Origin of the sequence: Cedecea davisae (genome assembly GCF_044095835.1) — a bacterium.
GTDB classification, from domain to species: domain Bacteria; phylum Pseudomonadota; class Gammaproteobacteria; order Enterobacterales; family Enterobacteriaceae; genus Cedecea; species Cedecea davisae.
The window spans coordinates 4332402-4356456 of record NZ_CP172054.1; the positions used below are offsets into that span (position 1 = coordinate 4332402).

20 protein-coding genes, 3 tRNA genes and 1 other RNA gene are annotated in these 24055 nt (G+C 55.2%); 13 read left to right on the top strand and 11 right to left on the bottom strand.

The window, feature by feature from the left end:
• Position 1 precedes the first annotated feature (1 nt).
• Complete coding sequence (nnr, locus tag ACG1VR_RS20675) at positions 2–1513, bottom strand: bifunctional ADP-dependent NAD(P)H-hydrate dehydratase/NAD(P)H-hydrate epimerase (protein ID WP_395489695.1); 1512 nt, start codon at positions 1511–1513, stop codon at positions 2–4.
• Here nnr and queG point away from each other — a divergent pair.
• Positions 1512–2651 (top strand): tRNA epoxyqueuosine(34) reductase QueG, encoded by a 1140-nt coding sequence (queG, locus tag ACG1VR_RS20680; RefSeq protein WP_395489696.1) that lies wholly within the window; start codon positions 1512–1514, stop codon positions 2649–2651. The genes nnr and queG overlap by 2 nt on opposite strands.
• 273 nt (positions 2652–2924) lie before the next feature.
• Here queG and ACG1VR_RS20685 read toward each other — a convergent pair.
• The 4 genes from ACG1VR_RS20685 to orn all read right to left on the bottom strand — a co-directional run bounded on the left by ACG1VR_RS20685 (position 2925) and on the right by orn (position 3955).
• Positions 2925–3000, bottom strand: a tRNA-Gly gene (locus tag ACG1VR_RS20685).
• Between the two features lie 36 nt (positions 3001–3036).
• A tRNA-Gly gene (locus ACG1VR_RS20690) sits at positions 3037–3112 on the bottom strand.
• Positions 3113–3148: 36 nt separating this feature from the next.
• Positions 3149–3224 (bottom strand) — tRNA-Gly (locus ACG1VR_RS20695).
• A 185-nt stretch (positions 3225–3409) separates the two neighbouring features.
• Positions 3410–3955 carry an oligoribonuclease gene (orn, locus tag ACG1VR_RS20700; protein WP_016517605.1) on the bottom strand — a complete coding sequence of 182 codons (546 nt, stop codon included), beginning with the start codon at positions 3953–3955 and terminating at the stop codon, positions 3410–3412.
• Positions 3956–4068: 113 nt separating this feature from the next.
• Here orn and rsgA point away from each other — a divergent pair, with 113 nt between their 5' ends.
• From rsgA to mscM, 3 genes are all read left to right on the top strand, one after another.
• Positions 4069–5124, top strand: a complete 1056-nt coding sequence (gene rsgA, locus ACG1VR_RS20705) for a small ribosomal subunit biogenesis GTPase RsgA (RefSeq protein ID WP_039897842.1) — start codon at positions 4069–4071, stop codon at positions 5122–5124.
• A gap of 79 nt (positions 5125–5203) precedes the next feature.
• Complete coding sequence (gene asd / locus ACG1VR_RS20710; RefSeq protein ID WP_016517603.1) at positions 5204–6169, top strand: archaetidylserine decarboxylase; 966 nt, start codon at positions 5204–5206, stop codon at positions 6167–6169.
• A 36-nt stretch (positions 6170–6205) separates the two neighbouring features.
• Positions 6206–9544, top strand: coding sequence for a miniconductance mechanosensitive channel MscM (gene mscM / locus ACG1VR_RS20715; RefSeq protein ID WP_039897840.1), 3339 nt, complete (start codon positions 6206–6208; stop codon positions 9542–9544).
• Positions 9545–9582: 38 nt separating this feature from the next.
• On the opposite strand, the gene ACG1VR_RS20720 is transcribed toward mscM, so the two are convergent.
• Positions 9583–10473 carry a LysR family transcriptional regulator gene (locus ACG1VR_RS20720; RefSeq protein ID WP_395489697.1) on the bottom strand — a complete coding sequence of 297 codons (891 nt, stop codon included), beginning with the start codon at positions 10471–10473 and terminating at the stop codon, positions 9583–9585.
• A 105-nt stretch (positions 10474–10578) separates the two neighbouring features.
• On the opposite strand from ACG1VR_RS20720, the gene ACG1VR_RS20725 reads away from it, so the two are divergent.
• Positions 10579–11280, top strand: coding sequence for a pirin family protein (locus tag ACG1VR_RS20725; RefSeq protein WP_172568490.1), 702 nt, complete (start codon positions 10579–10581; stop codon positions 11278–11280).
• Between the two features lie 68 nt (positions 11281–11348).
• Here ACG1VR_RS20725 and ACG1VR_RS20730 read toward each other — a convergent pair whose 3' ends face one another.
• The 3 genes from ACG1VR_RS20730 to ACG1VR_RS20740 form a co-directional block, all read right to left on the bottom strand.
• Complete coding sequence (locus ACG1VR_RS20730) at positions 11349–12446, bottom strand: AAA family ATPase (RefSeq protein WP_395489698.1); 1098 nt, start codon at positions 12444–12446, stop codon at positions 11349–11351.
• Between the two features lie 243 nt (positions 12447–12689).
• Positions 12690–13068, bottom strand: an RNA gene (rnpB, locus tag ACG1VR_RS20735) — RNase P RNA component class A.
• Positions 13069–13126: 58 nt separating this feature from the next.
• Positions 13127–13936, bottom strand: a complete 810-nt coding sequence (locus ACG1VR_RS20740; RefSeq protein ID WP_016517598.1) for a DeoR family transcriptional regulator — start codon at positions 13934–13936, stop codon at positions 13127–13129.
• 251 nt (positions 13937–14187) lie between these two features.
• Here ACG1VR_RS20740 and kbaZ point away from each other — a divergent pair, with 251 nt between their 5' ends.
• The 8 genes from kbaZ to ACG1VR_RS20780 all read left to right on the top strand — a co-directional run bounded on the left by kbaZ (position 14188) and on the right by ACG1VR_RS20780 (position 22387).
• Positions 14188–15480, top strand: a complete 1293-nt coding sequence (gene kbaZ / locus ACG1VR_RS20745) for a tagatose-bisphosphate aldolase subunit KbaZ (protein ID WP_395489699.1) — start codon at positions 14188–14190, stop codon at positions 15478–15480.
• Positions 15481–15504: 24 nt separating this feature from the next.
• Positions 15505–15978: a PTS N-acetylgalactosamine transporter subunit IIB gene (gene agaV / locus ACG1VR_RS20750; protein WP_395489700.1), complete on the top strand. Its 474-nt coding sequence runs from the start codon at positions 15505–15507 to the stop codon at positions 15976–15978.
• A 10-nt stretch (positions 15979–15988) separates the two neighbouring features.
• Positions 15989–16771 carry a PTS N-acetylgalactosamine transporter subunit IIC gene (agaW, locus tag ACG1VR_RS20755; RefSeq protein ID WP_016517594.1) on the top strand — a complete coding sequence of 261 codons (783 nt, stop codon included), beginning with the start codon at positions 15989–15991 and terminating at the stop codon, positions 16769–16771.
• A complete protein-coding gene (gene agaE, locus ACG1VR_RS20760; protein ID WP_016517593.1) occupies positions 16761–17636 on the top strand; it encodes a PTS N-acetylgalactosamine transporter subunit IID in 876 nt (291 codons plus the stop codon). Before agaW ends, agaE begins: the two co-directional genes overlap by 11 nt.
• A gap of 15 nt (positions 17637–17651) precedes the next feature.
• Positions 17652–18086: a PTS galactosamine/N-acetylgalactosamine transporter subunit IIA gene (agaF, locus tag ACG1VR_RS20765; RefSeq protein ID WP_172568494.1), complete on the top strand. Its 435-nt coding sequence runs from the start codon at positions 17652–17654 to the stop codon at positions 18084–18086.
• A 344-nt stretch (positions 18087–18430) separates the two neighbouring features.
• Entirely contained in the window at positions 18431–19585 is a 1155-nt protein-coding gene (locus tag ACG1VR_RS20770; RefSeq protein WP_279051387.1) for an SIS domain-containing protein, read from the top strand.
• 10 nt (positions 19586–19595) lie between these two features.
• Positions 19596–20474: a tagatose-bisphosphate aldolase subunit KbaY gene (kbaY, locus tag ACG1VR_RS20775; RefSeq protein ID WP_227318419.1), complete on the top strand. Its 879-nt coding sequence runs from the start codon at positions 19596–19598 to the stop codon at positions 20472–20474.
• 23 nt (positions 20475–20497) lie between these two features.
• Complete coding sequence (locus ACG1VR_RS20780) at positions 20498–22387, top strand: enterotoxin (RefSeq protein WP_395489701.1); 1890 nt, start codon at positions 20498–20500, stop codon at positions 22385–22387.
• An 8-nt stretch (positions 22388–22395) separates the two neighbouring features.
• On the opposite strand, the gene ACG1VR_RS20785 is transcribed toward ACG1VR_RS20780, so the two are convergent.
• Together ACG1VR_RS20785 and rsmI are read right to left on the bottom strand one after the other, a co-directional pair.
• On the bottom strand, positions 22396–23031 hold the full coding sequence (locus tag ACG1VR_RS20785) for a hypothetical protein (RefSeq protein ID WP_395489702.1): 636 nt from the start codon (positions 23029–23031) through the stop codon (positions 22396–22398).
• A 142-nt stretch (positions 23032–23173) separates the two neighbouring features.
• Positions 23174–24040, bottom strand: a complete 867-nt coding sequence (gene rsmI, locus ACG1VR_RS20790) for a 16S rRNA (cytidine(1402)-2'-O)-methyltransferase (RefSeq protein ID WP_016517587.1) — start codon at positions 24038–24040, stop codon at positions 23174–23176.
• Positions 24041–24055: the final 15 nt, after the last annotated feature.

Sequence of the window (24055 nt, forward strand, 5' to 3'; positions counted from 1 at the left end):
TTCAGGTATTCAAATCCGGGTTAACAAACAGGTAAAGCGTCGATAGCAGGTCGCTCGCCAGCATGCCACGCATTCCGCTCTGGCGGGCCAGTACATCTGCGGCCGCGCCATGAACGACACAGCCCGCGCAGGCAGCATCATACGGGGTAAGCTTCTGTGCCAGCAATGCGGCAATAATGCCAGATAGCACATCCCCCATACCGCCGCTGCCCATCCCGGCATTACCCACGTCTATAATCGCCAGGCTATCTTGATGAGCAACCAGCGTACCGGCTCCTTTTAAGACCACCGTTCCACCATAACGTTTTACCAGACGCCTGGCGGCAAGTAAGCGGTCACTCTCAATTTGTGACACAGCGCAATTAAGCAGCCGTGCGGCCTCGCCAGGATGGGGAGTTATCACGCGATTCTGACGTTTATCCGGATTGATTGCCAGAAGGTTGAGCGCATCCGCATCCCAAAGCATCGGTTTACGGCTGCTCTCCACTTTTTGTAGGGCCTTTTTGCCCCACTCCTGCTGGCCTAAGCCGGGGCCAATGGCAACCACGTCGGCCCATTCCAACGCCTCATCCAGCGATTCCGGCGTCAGCTCATGAACCATTAATTCCGGGCGAGCGGTCAGCAACGGCGCGATATTCTCCCGACGGGTAAGCACCCGAACCAGCCCTGCCCCGGCACGCAGCGCGGCCTCCCCGGCCATGCGGATAGCGCCCGCCGTGCCGTGGTCGCCGCCGATAATCACCAGCCGCCCGTTATCGCCTTTGTGTGAGGTTGGGCGTCTCGGGTTGATCCAGTCGGCAAGCTGCCGTGTATCGAAGCGCGCAATTGGAGGCTCCTGCCCGAGCAACCACGGCTCAAGCCCCAGAGCCGAATAATGCAGCCTGCCCACCACATCACGCGCTTTACCGGTCAGTAACCCCGGCTTCAGGGCGATAAAGGTCACGGTATCCTTAGCCTGGACAACGGCCCCCGGCGTTGCGCCGGTCTCAGCCAGCAGGCCAGAAGGAATATCCAGGGCAATAACCGGAGCAGGATGCTGATTAATACGCTCGATAAGCCGCGATATGTTTTCGCGCGGGGCGCTGGCCAGCCCGGAGCCGAGCAGCGCATCAATAATCAAATCAGTATCAGAAGGCCATGCCTGCTGCGGGTCGTGAGGAACGCCACCGGCGTTTAGCCAGGCCGCGCGAGCCTGGTGCGCCTCTTCCGGCAGAGGCTTGTCGCTTTCTACCGCCAGCAAGGTGACATGAATGCCAGCGGCCTGAGCCAGACGAGCCACAACATAGCCGTCGCCGCCGTTATTGCCCTTGCCGCATACAACCAGCCAGCTGCGCGTCTCCGGGTAATGCTCCCGTGCGATTTGAAACGCCGCCTCACCCGCCCGCTGCATCAGTTCATACAGCGTCAGGCCGAGGCTGTCGGCAGCCTCCGGCTCGGCGTTACGCAGCCAGTCCGCTGGCCAGACTGAATGTGGTATACTTTTAGCGTACTTTTTCAGGTTATGGTCCGTCATGTCACAGCCCCTCGATTACAATCAATTAGCGCAAAACATCAAACTGTGGGGCGAAGAGCTTGGCTTCCAGCAGGTTGGTATTACCGATACCGACCTCTCCGCCAGCGAGCCGGAGCTGCAGGCATGGCTGGACAAGCAATACCACGGCGAAATGGACTGGATGGCCCGCCACGGCATGATGCGCGCCCGCCCGCACGAACTGGTGCCCGGCACGCTGCGGGTGATTAGCGTGCGCATGAATTACCTTCCCGCCAACGCGGCTTTCGCCTCTACGCTAAAAAACCCGCAGTTAGGTTACGTCAGCCGCTACGCGCTGGGCCGTGACTACCATAAAGTTTTGCGTAACCGCTTAAAAAAGCTTGGGGAAATGATTCAGACCCACTGTTCCACGCTGAATTTTAGACCTTTTGTTGACTCAGCGCCGCTTCTTGAGCGCCCGCTGGCTGAAAAAGCCGGGCTGGGTTGGACAGGTAAGCACTCACTTATCCTCAACCGCGAGGCAGGATCGTTCTTTTTCCTCGGCGAGCTGCTGGTTGATATACCGCTCCCGATCGATAAACCGGTGGAAGAAGCCTGCGGCCGCTGCGTGGCATGCATGACGATTTGCCCGACGGGGGCCATCGTTGAACCCTACACGGTGGATGCCCGCCGCTGCATCTCCTACCTGACGATTGAACTTGAAGGTGCTATCCCGGAGGAATTCAGGCCGCTTATCGGCAACCGCATTTACGGCTGCGATGACTGCCAGCTTATCTGCCCGTGGAACCGCTACTCGCAGCTTAGCGATGAGGACGATTTCAGCCCGCGTCGCGCCCTGCACGCCCCACAGCTAACGGAACTGTTCGCCTGGAGCGAGCAGCACTTCCTGCGGGTGACAGAGGGATCGGCCATTCGCCGCATTGGTCATTTACGCTGGTCGAGAAATATTGCGGTTGCGCTCGGCAATGCCCCCTGGGATGAAGCTAATCTTGCCGCACTTGAACAGAGAAAAGGTGAGCACCCACTTCTGGATGAGCATATTGAATGGGCGATTGCGCAACAAATAGCCAGGCGAAGCGAGCAGGCAGTGGAAGTTCAGTTGCCGAAGAAACAGAGGCTGGTCAGGGTCATCGAAAAGGGGCTGGTGCGCGACGCGTGATATGTCCACAGCGTGTGCATAACATTCAAAAACGCTTTGTCATTCAAGCGTCAAAATTTCCGCAAGTATTACATTAATATTTCGAAATTAAATTATTTCTATAAAAATCAACGAATTAAAATATTAGTGTAAAAAATATTACATTCGTAGCATAGCGAAAGGCGCAGACAATCCTGTGGATAAGTCTGTTCACAATAATATTGCAGAGTAACAAAATGCCATCCCCGACGCCTGCTGGGCGCTGTGGATAATTTGTACTTGAAAGGAAAAATTTGGAGCGGGAAACGAGACTCGAACTCGCGACCCCGACCTTGGCAAGGTCGTGCTCTACCAACTGAGCTATTCCCGCTTGGGTGGTGCGTGGCTGTAAAAGCCAATCAAATTTTGGAGCGGGAAACGAGACTCGAACTCGCGACCCCGACCTTGGCAAGGTCGTGCTCTACCAACTGAGCTATTCCCGCTTGGGTGGTGCTGGCTGTGAAAGCCAAATCAAATTTTGGAGCGGGAAACGAGACTCGAACTCGCGACCCCGACCTTGGCAAGGTCGTGCTCTACCAACTGAGCTATTCCCGCTCTGTGTATCTCTGCAATTTCTGCATCGGTACGGGAGGCGCATTATACGAGAAATCGTTTTTGTCGCAAGCCCTGAAACGTTTTTTTTCTCGTTTTTTATCTGACTGCCGATTAAATCGACAGGATGATTATTTTATCATCTCAGGTGGCTATTTTCCCCTCACCTTTCGGCAAGGGGACTGTTTTTAAAGCTTAATAAAATTCTCGCGATAATAAGCAAGTTCCGCCACCGACTCGCGAATATCATCCATCGCCTGGTGCGTACCCTGTTTTTTAAAGCCCGGCAAAATTTCTGGCTTCCAGCGGCGAGCCAGTTCTTTCAACGTGCTGACATCGAGGTAACGGTAGTGGAAATATGCCTCCAGCTCCGGCATGTATTTGAACAGGAAGCGGCGATCCTGGCCGATACTGTTACCGCAGATAGGCGAGGTATTCGCAGGCACCCACTGTTTAAGAAACTCCAGCGTCGCCAGTTCAGCCGCATGGTCGTCAAACGAGCTGGCCTTCACGCGCTCCACCAGGCCGCTGGCGGTGTGGGTACGAACGTTCCAGTCGTCCATCAACGCAAGCTGCTCGTCGGACTGATGTACCGCGATGGTCGGCCCCTCCGCCAGAATATTCAGGTTGGCATCGGTCACCAGGGTAGCAATCTCAATTATGCGATCCCGCTCGGGGTCCAGACCGGTCATTTCTAAATCAATCCAAATCAGATTGTTTTCGTTTCCACTCATGCTATTTTCCACCCTTCTTGTGCGTCGCCCACCCTTGACGATGGGTTAATTCGTATAAAATAGTGTGTATCATAGAGGTTTTGCCCACCAGGGGCGACCAGGAGCCAGTACGCTTGAGCAAAAATAAACTCTCCAAAGGCCAGCAGCGCCGCGTTAACGCGAACCATCAGCGTCGTCTGACAAAAACCGTGGAGAAAGCCGATTACGACGACGCCCAGTTTGGTGAGCCGCGCGAAGGCACGGTTATCAGCCGCTTTGGCCAACACGCGGACGTAGAGTCCCATGAAGGCACGGTCCACCGCTGCAACATTCGTCGCACCATTCGTTCGCTGGTTACCGGCGACAAGGTGGTCTGGCGCTTAGCGAAAGAGGCGGCAGAAGGCGTCTCGAAAAAAGGCATTGTCGAAGCGGTTCATGAACGAACCTCGGTTCTGACGCGCCCTGACTTTTACGATGGCGTAAAACCCATCGCGGCAAATATCAACCAAATCATTATTGTTTCGGCTATTTTGCCGGAACTCTCGTTGAACATTATCGACCGCTACCTCGTCGCCTGCGAAACCCTCGACGTTGAGCCTCTGCTGGTCCTGAATAAAACAGACCTGCTGGACGAAGACGGCCTGAAGTGGGTCAACCAGCAAATGGATATCTATCGCAAGATTGGCTATCGCGTACTGATGGTGTCCAGCTACAAAGCGGAAGGCCTTAAAGAGCTGGAAGGCGAGCTGGTTGGCCGCATCAGCATCTTTGCCGGTCAGTCTGGCGTCGGCAAATCCAGCCTGCTTAATAACCTGCTGGGCTTCATCGACAAGCAAATTCTGGTAAATGATGTTTCCGACGTCTCCGGCCTCGGGCAGCACACCACCACCGCATCACGCCTGTACCATTTCCCGGGCGGCGGCGACGTTATCGACTCGCCGGGCGTGCGTGAATTTGGCCTGTGGCACCTTGAGCCTGAACAAATCACCCACGGATTTGTCGAATTCAATGATTATTTAGGCCGCTGCAAATACCGCGACTGCCGCCATGATAACGATCCGGGCTGTGCCCTGCGTGAAGCCGTCGAGCGCGGCGAGATAGCGGAAACACGCTTTGAAAACTACCACCGCATTCTGGAAAGTATGGCGCAGGTAAAAACGCGTAAAAGCTTTTCTGAAACTGACGACTGACAATTAAGCTGGGCATCGCTAGAATCGCCCCCTTTTCTGTATCAGCCCGACCATCAGGGCATTTAGCCAGGAGGCTATTTTGTTAGACAACATTAAACTTTCGCTTCAATACATTCTGCCAAAACTGTGGCTGACACGCCTGGCAGGCTGGGGCGCAAGCAAACGTGCTGGCTGGCTGACCAAGCTGGTCATCGACCTGTTTGTGAAATACTACAAAGTTGACATGAAAGAGGCGCAGAAGCCGGATACCGCCGCTTACCGCACCTTTAACGACTTCTTCGTACGCCCGCTGCGAGATGACGCTCGCCCGCTGAATACCGACCCGAACGTGCTGGTGATGCCTGCCGACGGCGTAATCAGCCAGCTTGGCAACATTGAAGAAGACAAAATCCTGCAGGCAAAAGGCCATAACTACAGCCTGGAAGCTTTGCTTGCAGGCAACTACCTGATGGCAGACCTGTTCCGCAACGGCAGCTTTGTTACCACTTACCTGTCTCCTCGCGATTACCACCGCGTGCATATGCCGTGCAACGGCATCCTGCGTGAAATGATCTACGTTCCCGGCGACCTGTTCTCCGTAAACCATCTGACCGCGCAAAACGTTCCGAACCTGTTTGCCCGTAACGAACGCGTAATCTGCCTGTTCGACACAGAATTCGGTCCAATGGCGCAAATTCTGGTAGGTGCTACCATTGTTGGCAGCATCGAAACCGTTTGGGCCGGCACCATTACGCCGCCGCGCGAAGGCGTTATCAAGCGCTGGACCTGGCCTGCAGGTGAAAGCGAAGGCTCCGTTGCGCTGCTTAAGGGCCAGGAAATGGGCCGCTTTAAGTTAGGCTCTACGGTGATTAACCTGTTTGCGCCGGGCAAGGTAAACCTGGTCGAACAGTTGAAGAACCTCTCCGCGACTAAAATCGGCGAAGCGCTGGCCGTTTCTACCGCACCGGTTGTCGAGCCTGAAGTGCCGGTAAGCGAAATTCCTGCCGACGTTGTCGCCTCTGATGAAGCGCCCAACGTTCAGGAAGAAGATAGCCGCAAAGACTAACCGCTCTCTATTTCGAGTTTTAGCAAGGTAACTGACGTGCGCCTGATTATCACTATTCTGATGGCCTGGTGCCTCAGCCTGGGGGCGTACGCAGCTACCGCCCCCGACGCAAAACAAATCTCTCAGGAACTGGAGCAGGCTAAGGCCGCCAAGAATACGCCAAACCAGGCGGAAATCGTCGAGGCTCTCCAGTCCGCTCTCAACGCGCTGGACGAACGCAAAGGTTCGCTCGAGCGCGCCGAACAGTATCAGCAGGTCATTGATAACTTCCCCAAACTGTCGCAAAACCTGCGCAAGCAGCTGACCAACCTGCGGGATGAACCCGATGAAGTGCAGCCCGGAATGTCCAGCGACGCGCTCAACCAGGAGATCCTGCAGGTCAGCAGCCAGCTTCTGGATAAAAGCCGTCTGGCGCAGCAGGAACAAGAACGCACCCGCGACATTAGCGACTCTTTAAGCCAGCTGCCGCAGCAGCAAACCGAGGCGCGACGCCAGCTTAACGATATTGAACGCCGGGCAGGCACTCAGACAGGCGGCGGCTCGCCGCTCTCTCAGGCACAGCATTTCTTCCAGCAGGCTGAGTCCGCACGCCTGAAGGCGCTGGTCGATGAACTGGAGCTGGCGCAGCTTTCCGCTAACAATCGCCAGGAGCTTTCGCGCATGCGCGCCGAGCTGGCGCAAAAGCAAAGCACGCAGCTGGACGCTTATCTTCAGGCACTGCGTAATCAGCTGAACAGCCAGCGCCAGCGTGAAGCCGAGCAGGCGCTTGAAAGCACCGAGCTGCTGGCAGAAACCAGCGCTAACCTGCCGCCGGAAATCGTCGAGCAGTTCAAAAACAACCGTGAACTCTCCCAGGCCCTGAACCAACAGGCCCAGCGGATGGATCTCGTTGCCTCCCAGCAGCGGCAGGCCAACAATCAAACCCTGCAGGTACGCCAGGCGCTTAACACGCTGCGCGAGCAGTCCCAGTGGCTGGGGGTTTCAAACGTGCTGGGTGAAGCGCTACGCGCCCAGGTTTCGCGCCTGCCGGATATGCCAAAACCGCAGCAGTTAGATACCGAACTGGCTCAGCTGCGCGTCGAACGCCTGCATTTTGAAGATCTGCTGAACAAACACGCCCAGCTGCGCCAGGTCCGCCAGGCGGACGGCAGCCCGCTGACGGCAGAGCAAAACAAAATTTTGCAGGCTCAGCTACGCACCCAGCGCGAATTGCTCAACTCTCTTTTGCAAGGTGGCGATACCCTGATCCTCGAGCTAACCAAGCTCAAAGTCGCGAACAGCCAGCTGGAAGACGCGCTGAAAGAAGTTAACGAAGCGACCCACCGCTATCTGTTCTGGACATCAGACGTCAGCCCTATGGGCATTAGCTGGCCGCTTGTTCTGGTGCAGGATCTGCGCCGTCTGATCTCGCTGGATACCTTCAGCCAGTTGGGTAAAGCGGCGGTGATGATGGTCACCAGCAAAGAGACGCTGCTGCCGCTGTTTGGCGCATTAATCCTGGTGGGCTTCAGCATCAGCTCTCGCCGTCACTTCACCGCATTTCTTGAACGTTCCAGCGCAAAAGTCGGCAAAGTTACCCAGGATCACTTCTATTTGACGCTGCGAACGGTGTTCTGGTCGATTCTGGTCGCCTCCCCGCTGCCGGTGTTGTGGGCCACCCTGGGTTATGGCCTCCAGGAGGCCTGGCCGTACCCGATTGCGGTGGCAATTGGCGACGGCGTGACCGCCACCGTGCCGCTGCTTTGGGGCGTGATGATTTGTGCCACCTTTGCCCGCCCTACCGGTTTGTTTGTGGTGCATTTTGGCTGGCCGCGCGAGCGTGTCGGCCGGGCAATGCGCTATTACATTCTGAGCATCGGGCTGATTGTACCGCTGATCATGGCGCTGATTATGTTCGATAACCTCAACGACCGGGAGTTCTCCGGCTCGCTAGGCAGGCTGTGCTTCATCATGATTTGCGGGGCGCTGGCTATTGTCACCCTGAGCCTGAAGCGTGCCGGGCTGCCGCTCTACCTCGACAAACAGGGCAACGGCGAAAACATCGTCAACACCATCCTGTGGAACCTGCTGATAAGCGCTCCGCTGTTTGGCATTCTGGCGGCCGCTGTCGGCTACCTGGCTACGGCGCAGGCGCTGCTGGCCCGCCTGGAAACCTCGGTGGCTATTTGGTTCCTGCTGCTGGTGATTTACCACATCATCCGCCGCTGGATGCTGATTCAGCGCCGCCGTCTGGCGTTCGACCGCGCCAAACATCGCCGGGCCGAAATTCTTGCCCAGCGCGCACGAGGTGAAGAAGAGACGGCACACGCCAACAGCACCGAAGGTTCAGTGGAAACGGTGGACGAGCCGGAGGTCGATCTTGATACCATCAGCGCCCAGTCGCTGCGCCTGGTGCGTTCGATTCTGACGCTGATAGCGCTGCTGTCGGTGATTGTTCTGTGGTCGGAAATCCATTCTGCTTTTGGCTTCCTCGGCAACATCACGCTATGGGACGTCACTTCCACGGTGCAGGGAGTGGAAAGCATTGAGCCGATTACGCTTGGTGCGCTGCTGATTGCCATCCTGGTGCTGATTATTACCACTCAGCTGGTGCGTAATATGCCTGCCCTGCTGGAACTGGCTATCCTGCAGCACCTGGATTTAACGCCGGGCACCGGCTACGCGATAACCACCATCACCAAATATCTGCTGCTGCTGATAGGCGGCCTGGTGGGCTTCTCAATGATCGGTATCGAGTGGTCGAAACTGCAATGGCTGGTTGCCGCACTCGGTGTCGGCCTCGGTTTTGGCTTACAGCAAATCTTCGCCAACTTCGTCTCCGGCCTGATTATCCTGTTTGAGAAGCCGATCCGTATTGGCGATACGGTCACTATTCGCGACCTGACGGGAACCATCACGCGTATTAATACGCGCGCCACCACCATCAGCGACTGGGACCGCAAAGAAATCATCGTGCCGAATCAGGCGTTTATTACCGAGCAGTTTATCAACTGGTCGCTTTCGGACTCGGTAACGCGTGTGGTATTAACCGTGCCAGCGCCTTCTGAGGCCGACACTGAAGAGGTTACGGAGATCTTATTGCAGGCCGCACACCGCTGCTCTCTGGTGCTGGAGACGCCGCAGCCTGAAGCCTTCCTGGTCGATCTCCAGCAGGGCATTCAGGTATTTGAGTTGCGTATCCATGCCGCTGAAATGGGCCACCGTATGCCGCTGCGCCACGAGATCCACCAGCTGATTCTGCAGGGCTTCCGCGAACATAATATCGAGATGCCGTTCCCACCGTTCCAGATGCGTCTGGAGAGCCTCGGCGGGCAGCGTAGCACCAAAGCAATTAAATCAGCGGGAAGAGCCGGCAGAACGCCTGGCAGCCTGTAACAGAAGAGAAAACGCGTTGGCAAAACCAACGCGTTTTTTTATTTCAGCAGCTTAGGCAGTTCGCGCAGGCACCAGGCTTTTGCCTCACCCATGCTGTCACGCCGCCAGGCCATGATGATATCAATTTCGTTGCTGTATTCCGGGCTAACCACCCGCAGGCGCCCCTCGGCAATATCCTGCTCAACCAGCGGATAAGGCATGGTTGCCACGCCCAACCCGGCCAGCAGCGCCAGTCTTTTTTCCTCTATCGAACTGACCGTCAGGCGCGGCTGTTTATCCAGCAGGCGTACCGTCAGCACCGGCCTTTCTCGGGCGGTATCCGCCACCGCAACGCCGCGATACTTCACGCGCGTGACGTCAGAGAGCGGCTCCGGCTCCTGGTGAATCGGGTGATCCGGCGCGGCAACATACACGCTCATCACCTTATAGAGCTTACGGGAGTTTATCTCCGACGAGCTGCGGAAGTGCATATCCGGGGCGATCACGATGTCCGCACGCCCCTGCTCCAGCCGCTCCCAGGCACCGGCCAGCACCTCGGTAAAGATAGACAGCTGAGTATCGGCTTTCTCCGCCAATTTACCCACCAGCGGGAACAGCTTCTCGGTGGGCACCAGCGCCTCGGTGACAATCGTCAGATTCGCCTCCCAGCCTCGCGCCAGCGCCTCAGCGTCCGTCGTTAGCTTGTCAGCCGCCTCCAGCAGAACCCGACCACGTTCAAGCAGCATACGCCCAACGTTGGTGAATTTAGTGCGGTGGCCGGAACGGTCAAATAGCACCACATCCAACTCTTCTTCCAGCTTTTGCATGGTGTAGCTCAGGGCTGACGGAACACGCCCCAGCTCGTCGGCCGCGGCGGCAAAACTGCCCCGTCTGTCAATTGCATCCATGACTCTCAACGCTTCCAGCGTCAACGCCCTTTCTTTTGCCATCTCGTTCTCATTCAGGAAATTTGAACATACCGAGCAGATTAACTGGCTAACAATGAAGCGTCCAGACCCTTACCATGGGTTTAGTGTAAAGAGAGGTCAAGAATTATGATTACGACAAGAACAGCCAAACAGTGTGGTAAAGCTGACTACGGATGGCTGCAGGCTCGCTACACCTTTTCTTTTGGACATTATTTCGACCCGAAACTGCTGGGCTACGCCTCCCTGCGCGTGCTCAACCAGGAAGTTCTGGCTCCCGGCGCGTCGTTTCAGCCGCGCAGCTACCCTAAGGTAGACATCCTCAATCTGATCCTGGAAGGGGAAGCGGAGTACCGCGACAGCGAAGGTAACCATGTGCAGGCAAGTGCGGGGGAAGCCTTGTTGCTTTCAACCCAGCCCGGCATCAGCTATAGCGAGCATAATATCAGCAAAGATAAGTCGCTGACCCGCATGCAGCTCTGGCTGGACGCCTGCCCGGAACGCGAAAATCCACTGGTGCAGAAGATCCCGCTCAGCGGCGCATCACACCAGCTTATCGCCTCCCCGGACGGGGACAATAACAGCCTTCAGCTGCGCCAGCAGGTGTGGGTGCATCATATCGAAATGCAGAAAGGTGAGCAGCTAAGCTTCCAGCTGCACGGCCCGCGCGCCTACCTGCAGTCGATTCACGGCACGGTACACGCCGTTACGCCTGCGGAAGAAAAGGAAGGCTTAACCTGCGGCGACGGGGCGTTTATTCGCGATGAAGCGAATATTACTTTGGTGGCAGATACGCCGCTGCGAGCGTTGCTGATTGACTTACCAGTCTAGATTTAATCCACTCCGCCCCTCTCTCCACACCCGTTTCGGAGAGGGGGTTAGCGTGGAAGGATATCGGATTACGAAAGCCGATTAACCCTCGTCTCGCCCCGCTCAATCCCCAGTTCATACAGCGTAAACGAAGTATGCTTCTCAATTAGCTTTGCCAGTTCCGGCGAGTGGCTGGTGAGCCAGATTTGCGTGTAGCGGCTCGCCTCGGCTATTAGCCGCGCCAGGGCCGGAAGCATTTGCGGGTGGAGGCTGTTCTCCGGTTCGTTGAGGGCAATAAACTGAGGCGGGCGCGGGCTAAGCAAGGCCACCGTCAGGCACAGAAAACGCAGCGTCCCGTCGGAGAATTCTGCGGATTCCAGAGGACGGTTAATGCCGTGGCGGTTCATCATCATCTGGAAGCGGCCGCCAGCGTTGTCGCAGAAAAATGCGCACTCCGGGAATGCCTCACCCAGCACGGTAAACAGCAGTTCGCTATCGCCAATCTCAACGATCGTCTGGAACGCTGCGGCAAGGTTTAAGCCATCGCCTGCAAGTACGGGCGAACGGTATCCAACCTGTGGGAGCCGCAGTCCCGCCCCCTTCGAAATATCGAACTCATGGTAGAAACGCCAGTTGCGCAGCGTTTCGCGTGCGCTGGAGACTTCAGGGTACAAATGCGGCTCGCCAAGCTGGCCAAAAAGCGACTCATTTTCGTACAAAGAGGCGGCGTGCGTGACCTTTTCGCCATTAACATCATTGAGAAAAACTGACTGATTTCGACGATGCATAATCGATCCGGAAGGGCGACGTCGGTAGCCGCTAAGCCAGATTTGTTCTTCTTTAACAATAGGATCGAGATCGAACATCGTGGGGTAAGGCAGCTTGTCGGGGAAGCCAACCTGTAGCTCATACTCAAAAGAGTCAGTTTCTACCGCCAATGTCATCCTGCGTGGAGCGCTGGCATAGCCACGCGCCCGCTCACCGGCCCACATCACTTTCTGGATCCCTCCCTCATCGGATAGCCAATGAGAAAGCTGCCCGGTGCCCGCGCCGTGGATCAAATGGATCGCCTTATAAATATTCGACTTGCCGCAGCCGTTGGGGCCAAACACCACGTTCAGGCGCTCCAGATCGATGGAAAGCTTGCGCACGGAACGGTAGTTGTCGATATACAGGGATTTGATCATGGCTCTGCCTGCGTAGTGGGCTCAGAGCGGTATTATGACAAATGCCTGACGAAGCGCATCAGTTTCGAAGATCACAAAGCAAAACGCCCCGCAAACTTGCACCTGCGGGGCGTTTATTAAGAAGTTGAAGCTGAGCGATAAGCCGCTTTCTTTCCATGAAGAGCATCGTGGACAGTCATTCATCTTCCCGTCCCGTAAAAGCAAAACGCCCCGCCAGCTTTCACTGGTGGGGCGTCTCTGAATGGTTGAAGCTGACCGATAAGCCGGGTTCTGTCGTGGACAGTCATTCATCTAGGCCAGCAATCGCTCACTGGCTCAAGCAGCCTACCCGGGTTCAGTACGGGCCGTACCTTGTGAACCCCTATTTGGCCTTGCTCCGGGTGGAGTTTACCGTGCCGCGAGCTGTTACCAGTCGCGCGGTGCGCTCTTACCGCACCCTTTCACCCTTACCTGATCCCGCTTGCGCGAGCCATCGGCGGTTTGCTCTCTGTTGCACTGGTCGTGGGTTTCCCCCCCAGGCGTTACCTGGCACCCTGCCCTATGGAGCCCGGACTTTCCTCCCCTCCGCCCGTCTCCCCCCGAAGGAGGACGACGACGAAGCGGCGACTGTCTGGTCAGCTTCGGCGCGCAGTATAGAGGGTTTCGCCCCCCCTGTCACGCGGCCTGACTACGGGTGAGGGTTACTCGCCAACCAGCACCACATCAATGCCGCCTTTACGCAAAGCGTTAAGGCTTTCGGCCGGAATACCTTTATCGGTTATCACCCGATGAATACGCTGGGTATCAATGATTTTATGCAGGCTGGAGCGGTTAAATTTGCTGGAGTCCGTTACCACAATAATACGCTCAGCCACCTCGCACATTTTACGGTTAAGCCTTGCTTCATCTTCGTTGTGGGTGCTCACGCCGCGCTCCGGATCGATAGCATCCACCCCGAGAAACAGCATATCGAAATGGTAGTTCTGCAATGATTGCTCCGCACAGTCGCCGTAAAACGACTGGGACTGGCGCCGCAGATGCCCGCCGGTCATTAACAGTTCAACACCTTCCGCTTCGAGCAGCGCATTAGCTACGTTGATGCCGTTGGTCATCGCAATGACATCTTTATGCTGGCGCATCAGGCGCGCTATTTCATAAGTCGTTGTACCTGAATCAAGAATCACCCGAGATCCTGGCGTAATCAGATCTGCCGCCACTCTGGCAATGCTGCGCTTGAGGGAGGTATTGAGCGAGCTTTTGTCTTCCACAGAAGGCTCTGCCGCCATGCTGCCAGGCTCGCAAATGAGCGCTCCGCCATAGGCACGCATTGCGATGCCCTGCTTCTCCAGAAAGGCCAGATCGTTACGGATAGTCACGGTAGACACGCCGAAAAATGACGACAAATCATTAACCTGTACGCTTCCCTGCTGGCGGAGACGCTGAATAATCTGCTCGCGCCGTTCGCTGGTGCCGGGGATACGTTTATCCGTCGCCGAATCGCTGTTGCTCATAGGAGATCCTTTCTATATATCTTTCGTTTCATTTCTCTTTGCCTATTAACACCTTTCTTTTAGCGGAAAGCAAGTCCCTGGAATCGGCACCATCTGCCATTTTTACTGCAACCCCACCCTTTCATTATGTTTCTTTTGCGAAACAGATCTCAATTCCATTATCTTTCTTTTTATTCTCAAACCACAATAAGGCACGATTAAATGAAATGAATCGAAAGGAGTTGTTTTAATCAATCGCTGCGGAGAGGAAAGTGAAACAGTTAACCGAGTTTGTAGCTAACCACAAAAAGAACAAGCATTGCGGAGTTTTCGCGGTTTGTTCCGCCCATCCGCTCGTTCTCGAGGCGGCGATGCGTCATGCCCGCGAAGCGGACGCAGACTTGCTGATTGAAGCGACTTCAAATCAGGTTGATCAATACGGCGGCTACACGGGAATGACGCCAGCAGACTTCTGCGGGTTTGTTTACCGCCTGGCTGAGCAACATAACCTCCCCCACGCCAGGATTATCCCTGGCGGAGACCACCTTGGCCCGAATCGCTGGCAAACCCGCCCGGCCGAAGAGGCAATGGCTCACGCCGAAGAGTTGATTCGCACCTACGTGGCCGCGGGATTTAAAAAAATTCACCTTGATTGCAGCATGTCCTGTGCCGATGACCCCGTTCCGCTAACCGACGAACTCGTCGCAGGGCGTGCGGCCAGGCTGGCGGTGATAGCCGAGCAAACCTGCATTGAGCACTTTGGAAAGTCGGACCTGGTGTACGTCATAGGCACCGAAGTCCCGGTTCCCGGCGGCGCTCATGAAACCCTGGCTGAACTGGCCGTAACCTCGCCACAGGCGGCAAAAAAGACCCTGGAAGCCCACCGACATGCTTTCGAACAAAGCGGGCTTAGCGGCCTGTGGCCACGCATCATCGGCCTGGTAGTCCAGCCCGGCGTTGAGTTCGACCACACCCAGGTCATTGACTATTGCCCGGAGAAATCCCAGCCGCTAAGCAAGATGATAGAAGCCTCGGAAACCATGGTTTTTGAAGCCCACTCGACCGATTACCAGACGCCGCAGGCCCTGTCCCGGCTGGTTGAGAACCACTTCGCAATACTGAAAGTCGGCCCTGCGCTCACCTTTGCACTGCGTGAAGCCCTGTTCTCCCTCTCGGCCATCGAGCGAGAGCTGCTTCCTGCCCACAGATGCTCGGGCCTAAGGGACGTACTGGAGACGGTTATGCTGGACAACCCGGCGCACTGGCAGCAGCACTATCACGGTAAAGGCGATGCCCTGCGGCTCGCTCGCGGCTACAGCTATTCTGACCGGGTGCGCTACTACTGGCCGGATCGTGATATCGATGAAGCCTACGACACGTTGGTAAAAAATCTCGCGAATGAACCTATCCCGCTGCCGCTGATCAGCCAGTACCTGCCTCTTCAGTACGCAAAAGTGCGTGAGAGCCAGCTATCAGCCACACCTCACGAGCTGATAATCGACCATATTCAGGATGTGCTGCGCCAGTACCATGCGGCCTGTCATGGCGAAATGTCTTCTGATTAACACAATGATAATAAGGAAAATAACATGCCAAACATTGTTTTAAGCCGCATTGATGAGCGACTGATCCACGGCCAGGTTGGCGTGCAGTGGGTTGGGTTTTCCGGCGCTAACCTGGTGCTGGTAGCCAATGACGAAGTCGCCGAAGACCCCATCCAGCAAAACCTGATGGAAATGGTGCTGGCCGAAGGCATTGCGGTGCGTTTTTGGCCGCTGCAAAAAGTTATCGACAACATTCACAAAGCCGCAGACCGCCAGAAAATTCTGCTGGTCTGCAAAAGCCCGCAGGACTTTTTAGCCCTGGTCCAGGGCGGCGTTCCGGTCCAACGCATCAATGTCGGCAACATGCATTACGTCGAAGGTAAGAAACAGGTCGCCAAAACCGTCTCGGTGGATGAACAGGACATTGCCGCTTTCTCCTGCCTTAAGCAGGCCGGGGTGGAGTGTTTCGTTCAGGGCGTTCCCACAGAATCGGCTCAGGATCTCTATAAACTTCTCTGAGGTATTTGCTATGGAAATCAGCTTACTACAAGCGATAGCGTTAGGTGTCCTGGCCTTTATTGCCGGTCTGGATATGTTCAACGGCCTGACGCACATGCACCGCCCGGTTGTGCTTGGCCCGCTGGTTGGCCTGATTCTGGGGGATTTACACACCGGTATTCTCACCGGCGGCACCCTTGAGCTGGTCTGGATGGGGCTGGCTCCGCTTGCCGGTGCCCAACCGCCTAACGTCATTATCGGGACGATTGTCGGCACCACTTTCGCCATCACTACCGGCGTGAAGCCCGAAGTTGCCGTCGGCGTTGCCGTGCCGTTTGCGGTGGCGGTGCAAATGGGGATAACGTTCCTGTTCTCTATCATGTCCGGGGTAATGGCTCGCGCCGACCGCATGGCGGCAAACGCGGACACCAGAGGCATAGAGCGAATCAACTACCTGGCCATGCTGGCTCTGGGCATCTTCTATTTCCTGTGCGCATTTTTACCGATCAACTTTGGCGCGGAACACGCCAAAGCGGCCATTGACATGCTGCCGGCCCGGTTGATTGACGGCCTCGGCGTTGCCGGCGGGATAATGCCCGCTATCGGCTTCGCCGTGCTGCTAAAAATCATGATGAAAAACGTCTACATCCCTTACTTCATTATCGGCTTTGTCTGCGCAGCCTGGCTCAAACTGCCGGTTCTGGCGATTGCTGCGGCAGCGCTGGCGATGGCTTTAATGGACCTGATGCGTAAAGACCCGACTCCCCCGCAGCCTTCCCGCGCCCAGCAAGAGGAATTTGAAGATGGCATCTGATACCCAAACTCTGCCTCAGGCCACTGAAACAGAAACCGTCATCACCGGCGGCAACGATAATATTTATCAGGATCAGACCATTGGCGCTGAGCTGACGAAGAAAGACATTAACCGCGTAGCGTGGCGCTCCATGCTGCTTCAGGCTTCGTTTAACTACGAACGTATGCAGGCCTGCGGCTGGCTGTACGGCCTGCTGCCTGCCCTGAAAAAAATCCATACTAACAAGCAAGATCTCGCTCGAGCCATGAAAGGACACATGGGGTTCTTTAACACTCATCCATTCCTCGTGACCTTCGTTATCGGCATTATCCTGGCTATGGAGCGTTCAAAGCAGGATGTAAACAGTATTCAGAGCACTAAAATTGCCGTTGGCGCACCGCTCGGCGGGATAGGCGACGCCATGTTTTGGTTAACGCTGCTGCCAATATGCGGCGGCATCGGTGCCAGCCTGGCCTTACAAGGATCTATTCTTGGCGCCGTGATATTTATCGTGCTGTTTAACGTGGTTCACCTCGGCCTGCGCTTTGGGCTGGCGCACTATGCTTACCGCATGGGTGTTGCGGCCATTCCGCTTATCAAGGCCAATACCCGCAAGGTAGGCCATGCCGCTTCCATTGTCGGGATGACAGTAATTGGCGCCCTGGTTGCCACCTATGTTCGCCTGTCCACCACGCTGGAAATTACCGCCGGGGATGCCGTCGTCAAGCTTCAGACGGACGTTATCGACAAGCTAATGCCCGCGTTTCTTCCGCTGGTTTACACCCTGGTGATGTATGCCCTGGTTCGCCGCGGCTGGAGTCCTTTACGGCTTATTTGCATCACCGTCGTTCTGGCGGTCGTCGGGAAATTCCTTCACTTCCTGTAAAAGAGAGGAAAGCACATGCTAAGCATAATTGTCAGCGGGCACGGAAGCTTTGCCAGCGGTCTGGAGCAGGCAATGAAACAGATCCTGGGCGAACAGCCGCAAATTATCGCCATCGACTTCCCGGAAACGTCATCCACCGCGCGGCTTACCGGCCAGTTTGAAGAAGCCATTAACCGCCTTGACGAGCGCGAGGGGCTAATTTTTCTGACTGATTTGCTCGGCGGCACACCGTTTCGTGTGGCCTCCACCCTGGCGCTTGAAAGGCCCGGGCGCGAAGTCATTACCGGCATTAATCTTCAATTGCTTCTGGAAATGGTGCTGGAGCGAGAAGGCCTGAACAGCAGCGAATTTCGCCAGATGGCGCTCGAGTGCGGCCACCGCGGCTTAACCAGCCTGGTTGATGAGATGGCACGCCACCGCTCGGTTGAGGCCGCTGGAGAAGGCATATGACAGGGCAGTATTGATCTGCCATAAGCCGATTTCGATTAATAAAAGCGTCCCCCCTATAGCGCTTTCAATGTGTACCACTTTGGTCTGCGGCCTGCTCCGTCGCAGACCTTTTCTTTCCTTTCCAAAAATCCATCATTTCAATAAAAACCATTATTAATTAATGAGATAAACAAAACGCTCAATATAGATCACGATTTTCGTTTTATTTCTTTTTTGATGTTGATCTTACACTTCCCTTTCTATACATTTCCTTTTAAGCAGGAAACTCATTAAGTGAAATGAAACGAAAGGTTGTCATGCGCACATGAGCTGACACCTGACCACGCAATACTAAGGAACACGTCATGAGCGAAACCCCGGCAGCCGCCGTCAGCGGCAGCACCACCTGGACAGAAAGAGAGATCCGCCAGCAGCCCGCCAGTTGGATCAGATCGCTACAGCAGATCGCTCGCTTACGCGAACAAATCGACGCTTTCCTTGCGCCGCTGCTGGTAAAAGAAGATCTAAAAATTGTGCTTACCGGCGCGGGAACCTCCGCTTTTATTGGCGATATTATTGCTCCCTGGCTGTCTCGCCATACCGGAAAGAACTTTGTCGCTATTCCCACCACGGATTTAGTCACCAACCCGCTGGATTACCTCTCGCCCGGGCAGAATACGCTGCTGGTCTCTTTTGCCCGCTCCGGCAATAGCCCGGAAAGTGTGGCGGCGGTTGACCTGGTGAATCAGCTGGTGCAGCCTCGCCATCATCTGATGATTACCTGCAATGAAGCCGGCAGCCTTTACCGTAATGCCTTACACGACGAGCGATCTCTGCCGCTGTTGATGCCGGCCGAAACCCACGACCGCGGGTTTGCAATGACCAGCAGCATCACCACCATGATGGCCAGCTGCCTCGCGGTATTTGCCCCGGATATTATCAACTCCTCTTCATTCCAGGACGTGGCGCACCGCTGCGCTCAGATAATCGAATCGCAGGGGGACTTCAGCGAAATGCCGTTTGGCGACCAGCCATATCAGCGCGTGGTTTATCTCGGCAGCGGCGGTTTACAAGGCGTAGCCCGCGAAGCCGCGCTGAAAGTTCTGGAACTTACGGCAGGCAAACTGGCCGCATTTTACGACTCGCCAACCGGCTTCCGCCATGGCCCTAAATCGCTGGTGAATAACGCAACTCTGGCAGTCGTGCTGATTTCAAGCGACCCGTATACAAGGCTGTACGACCTGGATCTGCTGGCCGAACTGCGCAGGGATCGACTGGCAATGCAGACCATCGCGATTTCAGCCGTCAGCAGCCCGGAGATCGAAGCAGGGCCGCATATCCTGCTGCCCGCCGCCCGGGAGTTTCTGGATATCGAACAAGCGTTCTGCTTCCTGATGTATGCACAAATTTTTGCCCTGACCGCATCGGTTAAAGCAGGTATTACCCCGGATACACCTTCCGCCAGCGGCACCGTAAACCGCGTGGTGAAAGGCGTAGTGATTCATCCCTGGAAAGGCTGAGAGGTTACCCATGAGCATTATCTCCACTAAATATCTGCTTCAGGACGCACAGGCCAGGGGCTACGCGGTACCGGCTTTTAACATCCACAATGCCGAGACTATTCAGGCGATTTTAGAAGTCTGCAAAGAGCTGAACTCGCCGGTTATCCTTGCCGGTACGCCGGGCACTTTTAAACATATCGCTTTCGAAGAAATTTATGCGCTTTGCGAGGCCTATTCCGAGAGCTACGGCATACCGCTGGCGCTGCATCTTGATCATCATGAAACGCTGGCGGATATCACCCGCAAGGTTAACGCGGGCGTACGCAGCGCCATGATCGACGGCAGCCACTTCCCGTTTGCCGAAAACGTGAAGCTGGTGAAATCGGTAGTGGATTTTTGCCACCGCTTCGACTGTAGCGTAGAGGCCGAACTCGGCCGGCTTGGAGGCGTTGAAGACGATATGGATGTCGATGAGGAGAGCGCCTTCCTGACCGATCCGCAGGAAGCCCGGCGCTTTGTTGAACTTACCGGTGTAGATAGCCTGGCCGTCGCCATTGGTACCGCCCACGGCTTGTATACCAAACGTCCAAAAATCGACTTTAAGCGGCTGGGGGAAATCCGGGAAGTGGTCTCCGTGCCGCTGGTTTTACACGGCGCCAGCGATGTTCCGGATGAATTTGTTCGCCGCACCATTGAGCTGGGCGTCTGCAAAGTGAATGTGGCAACGGAACTCAAAATCGCCTTCGCCGCCGCGGTCAAAAAATGGTTTGGCGATAATCCGGAAGGCAATGACCCGCGCTATTACATGCGCGTCGGCATGGACGCAATGAAAGAAGTGGTGCGCAGCAAAGTCGCGGTTTGCGGCTCAGCCAATAAATTGCTGCCGGAACCGGAAGCCGCTCTGTAACCTCGCAACGCTAAGGACCTCTGATGAAGACAATAATAAAAAGCTCTCTACTCCTCCTGCTGATGAGCAATGCCGCGCTGGCGGCGCAATACCAGCTGGATAACAACAATCTGGCGATAACGTTTGATGATGCAAACTCTGCGGCGGTAGTGAAAGACAAACTGTCCGGGCATAAACTCGCGCCTGTTGAGCTATTTTTTATGACGCTGCCCGATGAAAAGGTCATTCACACCGCTGACTTTAAAATCAAAAATGTCAGCAAAAAAGACGATGCCATTCAGATAGATTACGAGCGTGACGATTTTGCCGTCAGCGTAGTGTTCAAGGTATTAAAAGGAAAATACGCCGCTATCGACTATACCTTGCAGGCAAAGGGCCAGCCGCGCGACGTCGCTAAAATAACCTTCTTCCCAACCAAGGGGCAGGCTCAGGCACCTTACGTCAACGGCGCAGTCAACAGCTCGCCGATTGTGGCCGACAGCTTCTTTATGCTGCCGCAAAAGCCCATCGTGAATACTTACGCCTACGAAACCACCACTAACCTTAACGTCGAGCTAAAAACGCCGATTAAAACCGACGCGCCCGTTACCTATACCACGTATTTCGGAACCTTTGAGGCCACTGACCAGCTTCGCCGCAGCTTTAATCAGTTCATTAACGTTATGCGTCCGCGGCCTTACCAGCCCTATCTGCATTACAACAGCTGGATGGACATCGGCTTCTTTACGCCCTACAGCGAGAAAGATGTTCTCACCCGTATGGATGAATACGCCCGTGAGCTGATTAATAAACGCGGCGTTAAGCTGGACGGCTTCCTGCTCGACGATGGCTGGGACGATCTCACCGGTAAATGGCTATTTGGCCCGGCATTTAAACACGGCTTCAGCGCCGTTAAAGAAAAGGCAGACAGCTTGCATACCTCAATCGGCCTGTGGCTCTCGCCGTGGGGCGGTTATAACAAACCTCGCGACGAACGCGTGTCCCACGCCAAAGAGAATGGTTTTGAGACGGTAGACGGAAAATTCGCCCTTTCCGGCCCCAACTACTTCCGCAACTTTAACGAGAAGATAATTGGGTTAATCAAAAATGAGCACATTACCTCGTTCAAGCTCGACGGCATGGGCAACGCCAACTCTTATATCAAGGGCAGCCCCTTTGCCTCCGACTTCGATGCGTCTATCGAGCTGATTAAGAACATGCGCGCGGCCAATAAAGACCTGTTTATCAACCTGACGACCGGCACCAACGCCAGCCCGTCCTGGCTATTTTATGCCGACTCCATCTGGCGGCAGGGCGACGATATTAACGTCTACGGCAAAGGCTCTCCGGTACAGCAATGGGTAACCTACCGCGACGCTGAAACTTATCGCTGTATCGTGCGAAAAGGCCCGCTGTTCCCGATAAACTCATTGATGTATCACGGTATTGTCAGCGCCGAGCATGCCTACTTTGGGCTTGAGAAGGTCCAGACAGACGGCGACTTCGCCGACCAGACCTGGAGCTATTTTGCTACCGGCACCCAGCTGCAAGAGCTGTATATTACGCCGTCGATGCTGAACAGCGCCAAATGGGACACGCTGGCTAAAGCGGCTAAATGGTCGCGGGAAAATAGCAACGTGCTGGTAGACAGCCACTGGATAGGCGGCGACCCAACGCAGCTTGAGGTTTATGGCTGGGCGTCCTGGAGCAAGGAGAAAGCGATTTTTGGGCTGCGTAACCCATCCGATAAGCCGCAGAGCTACTATCTGGACTTGAGTAAAAGCTTTGAAGTACCGGACGGCGAGGCCACGCGCTTTACGCTAAAAGCCGTTTATGGCGATAACGCAACGCTTACGGGAGATTACAGTAAACCGCTGATTGTGACGCTGAAGCCGCTGGAAACGCTGGTGGTTGAGGCTACGCCGGTAAGGTAGAGCTCACTTCAGGCCTGGGAAACCAGGCCTTCATCCACAGAGAAACTCGTGCGTTTTTCCGCCACCAGCACAACGCCATGCTGGGACTCGTCAGGCGACAGGCTCCAGATTTCAGACTCAGGAATACATTCGCTGTCATAGCATACTCTTTCCCCATCATAGGGATAGAAGCACCCGCTTTCGGTATCCAGAATGAAAACGCTTATATCCTTTGATGAACGGGCAATGCGTTTCCATATCGCCTGACCGCCAATATACTGCTCGTGATCGCTCATCAGGATAAGATCCTGCTCAACGATGAGGTGTTCATAAAGCGTAGTGGCAACCCGGGTATCCCGGGCGGGGTTATCTACAACAATCCCCTCAACCTGAGAAACGGCTTTTGATTCCCAATAGCGCTTAACGGCAACAATCGATTCATTCTGCCTGGCACTCTTACGCGGAATTAAATCGAGTTTGGCAACAACAGGATGGCGAAGCTCATCGTTCTCATCCAGCACGGGTTCTGCATAAATAATGGCCGCAGCGCTTTTATCCTTGCGTAAAACGATAAGCGCAGGTGGGCCAAGAATATCCGTAGTACCTGACACATCGAAGGCTCTTTCCAGTGCAGCAGGACTATAGCTAATGGGATAAACGGCCATTTTCGACTCCCCTGGTATCAATACCGGCATAAACTTTAACTCCCTTAAAGTTATTCAGTGAAGTGCAAAATAACACCAGGGAGTTCATTGTTTATACAATAAAGCGTTTATGTTTCAAAAACTGCGAGGGGTCTCGAGAAAGTTATCCCTTATTGTTTTCTAAAGCATATTTATACAGCGCGTTCTTCTTCACGCCGTGAATTTCGGCGGCAAGCGCGGCGGCTTTCTTCAGCGGAAGTTCAGCCTGCAACAATGCGAGCGTGCGCAGGGCATCGGCCGGTAGCTCATCATCGCTTTGTGCCTTAAAACCTTCGACTATCAGCACCATTTCGCCCTTGCGGCGATTCTCATCTTCTTTCACCCAGGCCAGCAGCTCGCCAATCGGCGCGCCCTGGATAGACTCCCAGGTTTTGGTCAGCTCGCGCGCCAGTACCACATAGCGGGACTCGCCGAGCACCGCGCAGATATCTTCCATGCTATCCAGCAGGCGGTGGGTGGACTCGTAGAAAATCAGCGTGCGTGGCTCCTGCTCTACCGCCTTCAGCGCGTCGCGGCGGCCTTTGGATTTTGCCGGCAGGAAGCCTTCATAACAGAAGCGGTCGGACGGTAAACCTGCGGCGCTCAAGGCGGCAATAGCGGCGCACGGGCCGGGCAGCGGCACAACGCGGATCCCGGCTTCACGGCAGGTACGCACCAGATGATAGCCGGGGTCATTAATCAGCGGCGTACCGGCATCAGAAACCAGCGCAATGCTTTGGCCTTCTTTCAGCTTCGCCAGCAGGGTTTCGGCTTTTTGTTGCTCGTTGTGATCGTGAAGTGCGAACAGTCGCGCATTAATCGCAAAATGCTGCAGCAAAAGGCCGGTATGGCGAGTATCTTCTGCGGCAATCAGATCAACGCTTTGCAACACCGAGAGGGCCCGCTGGGTGATGTCCCCGAGATTGCCGATAGGCGTCGGGACGATATAGAGCGTATTGGCTAAAATCGCCGCCGTTTCGTGTTGTTTCATTGTTTCATCCGTATT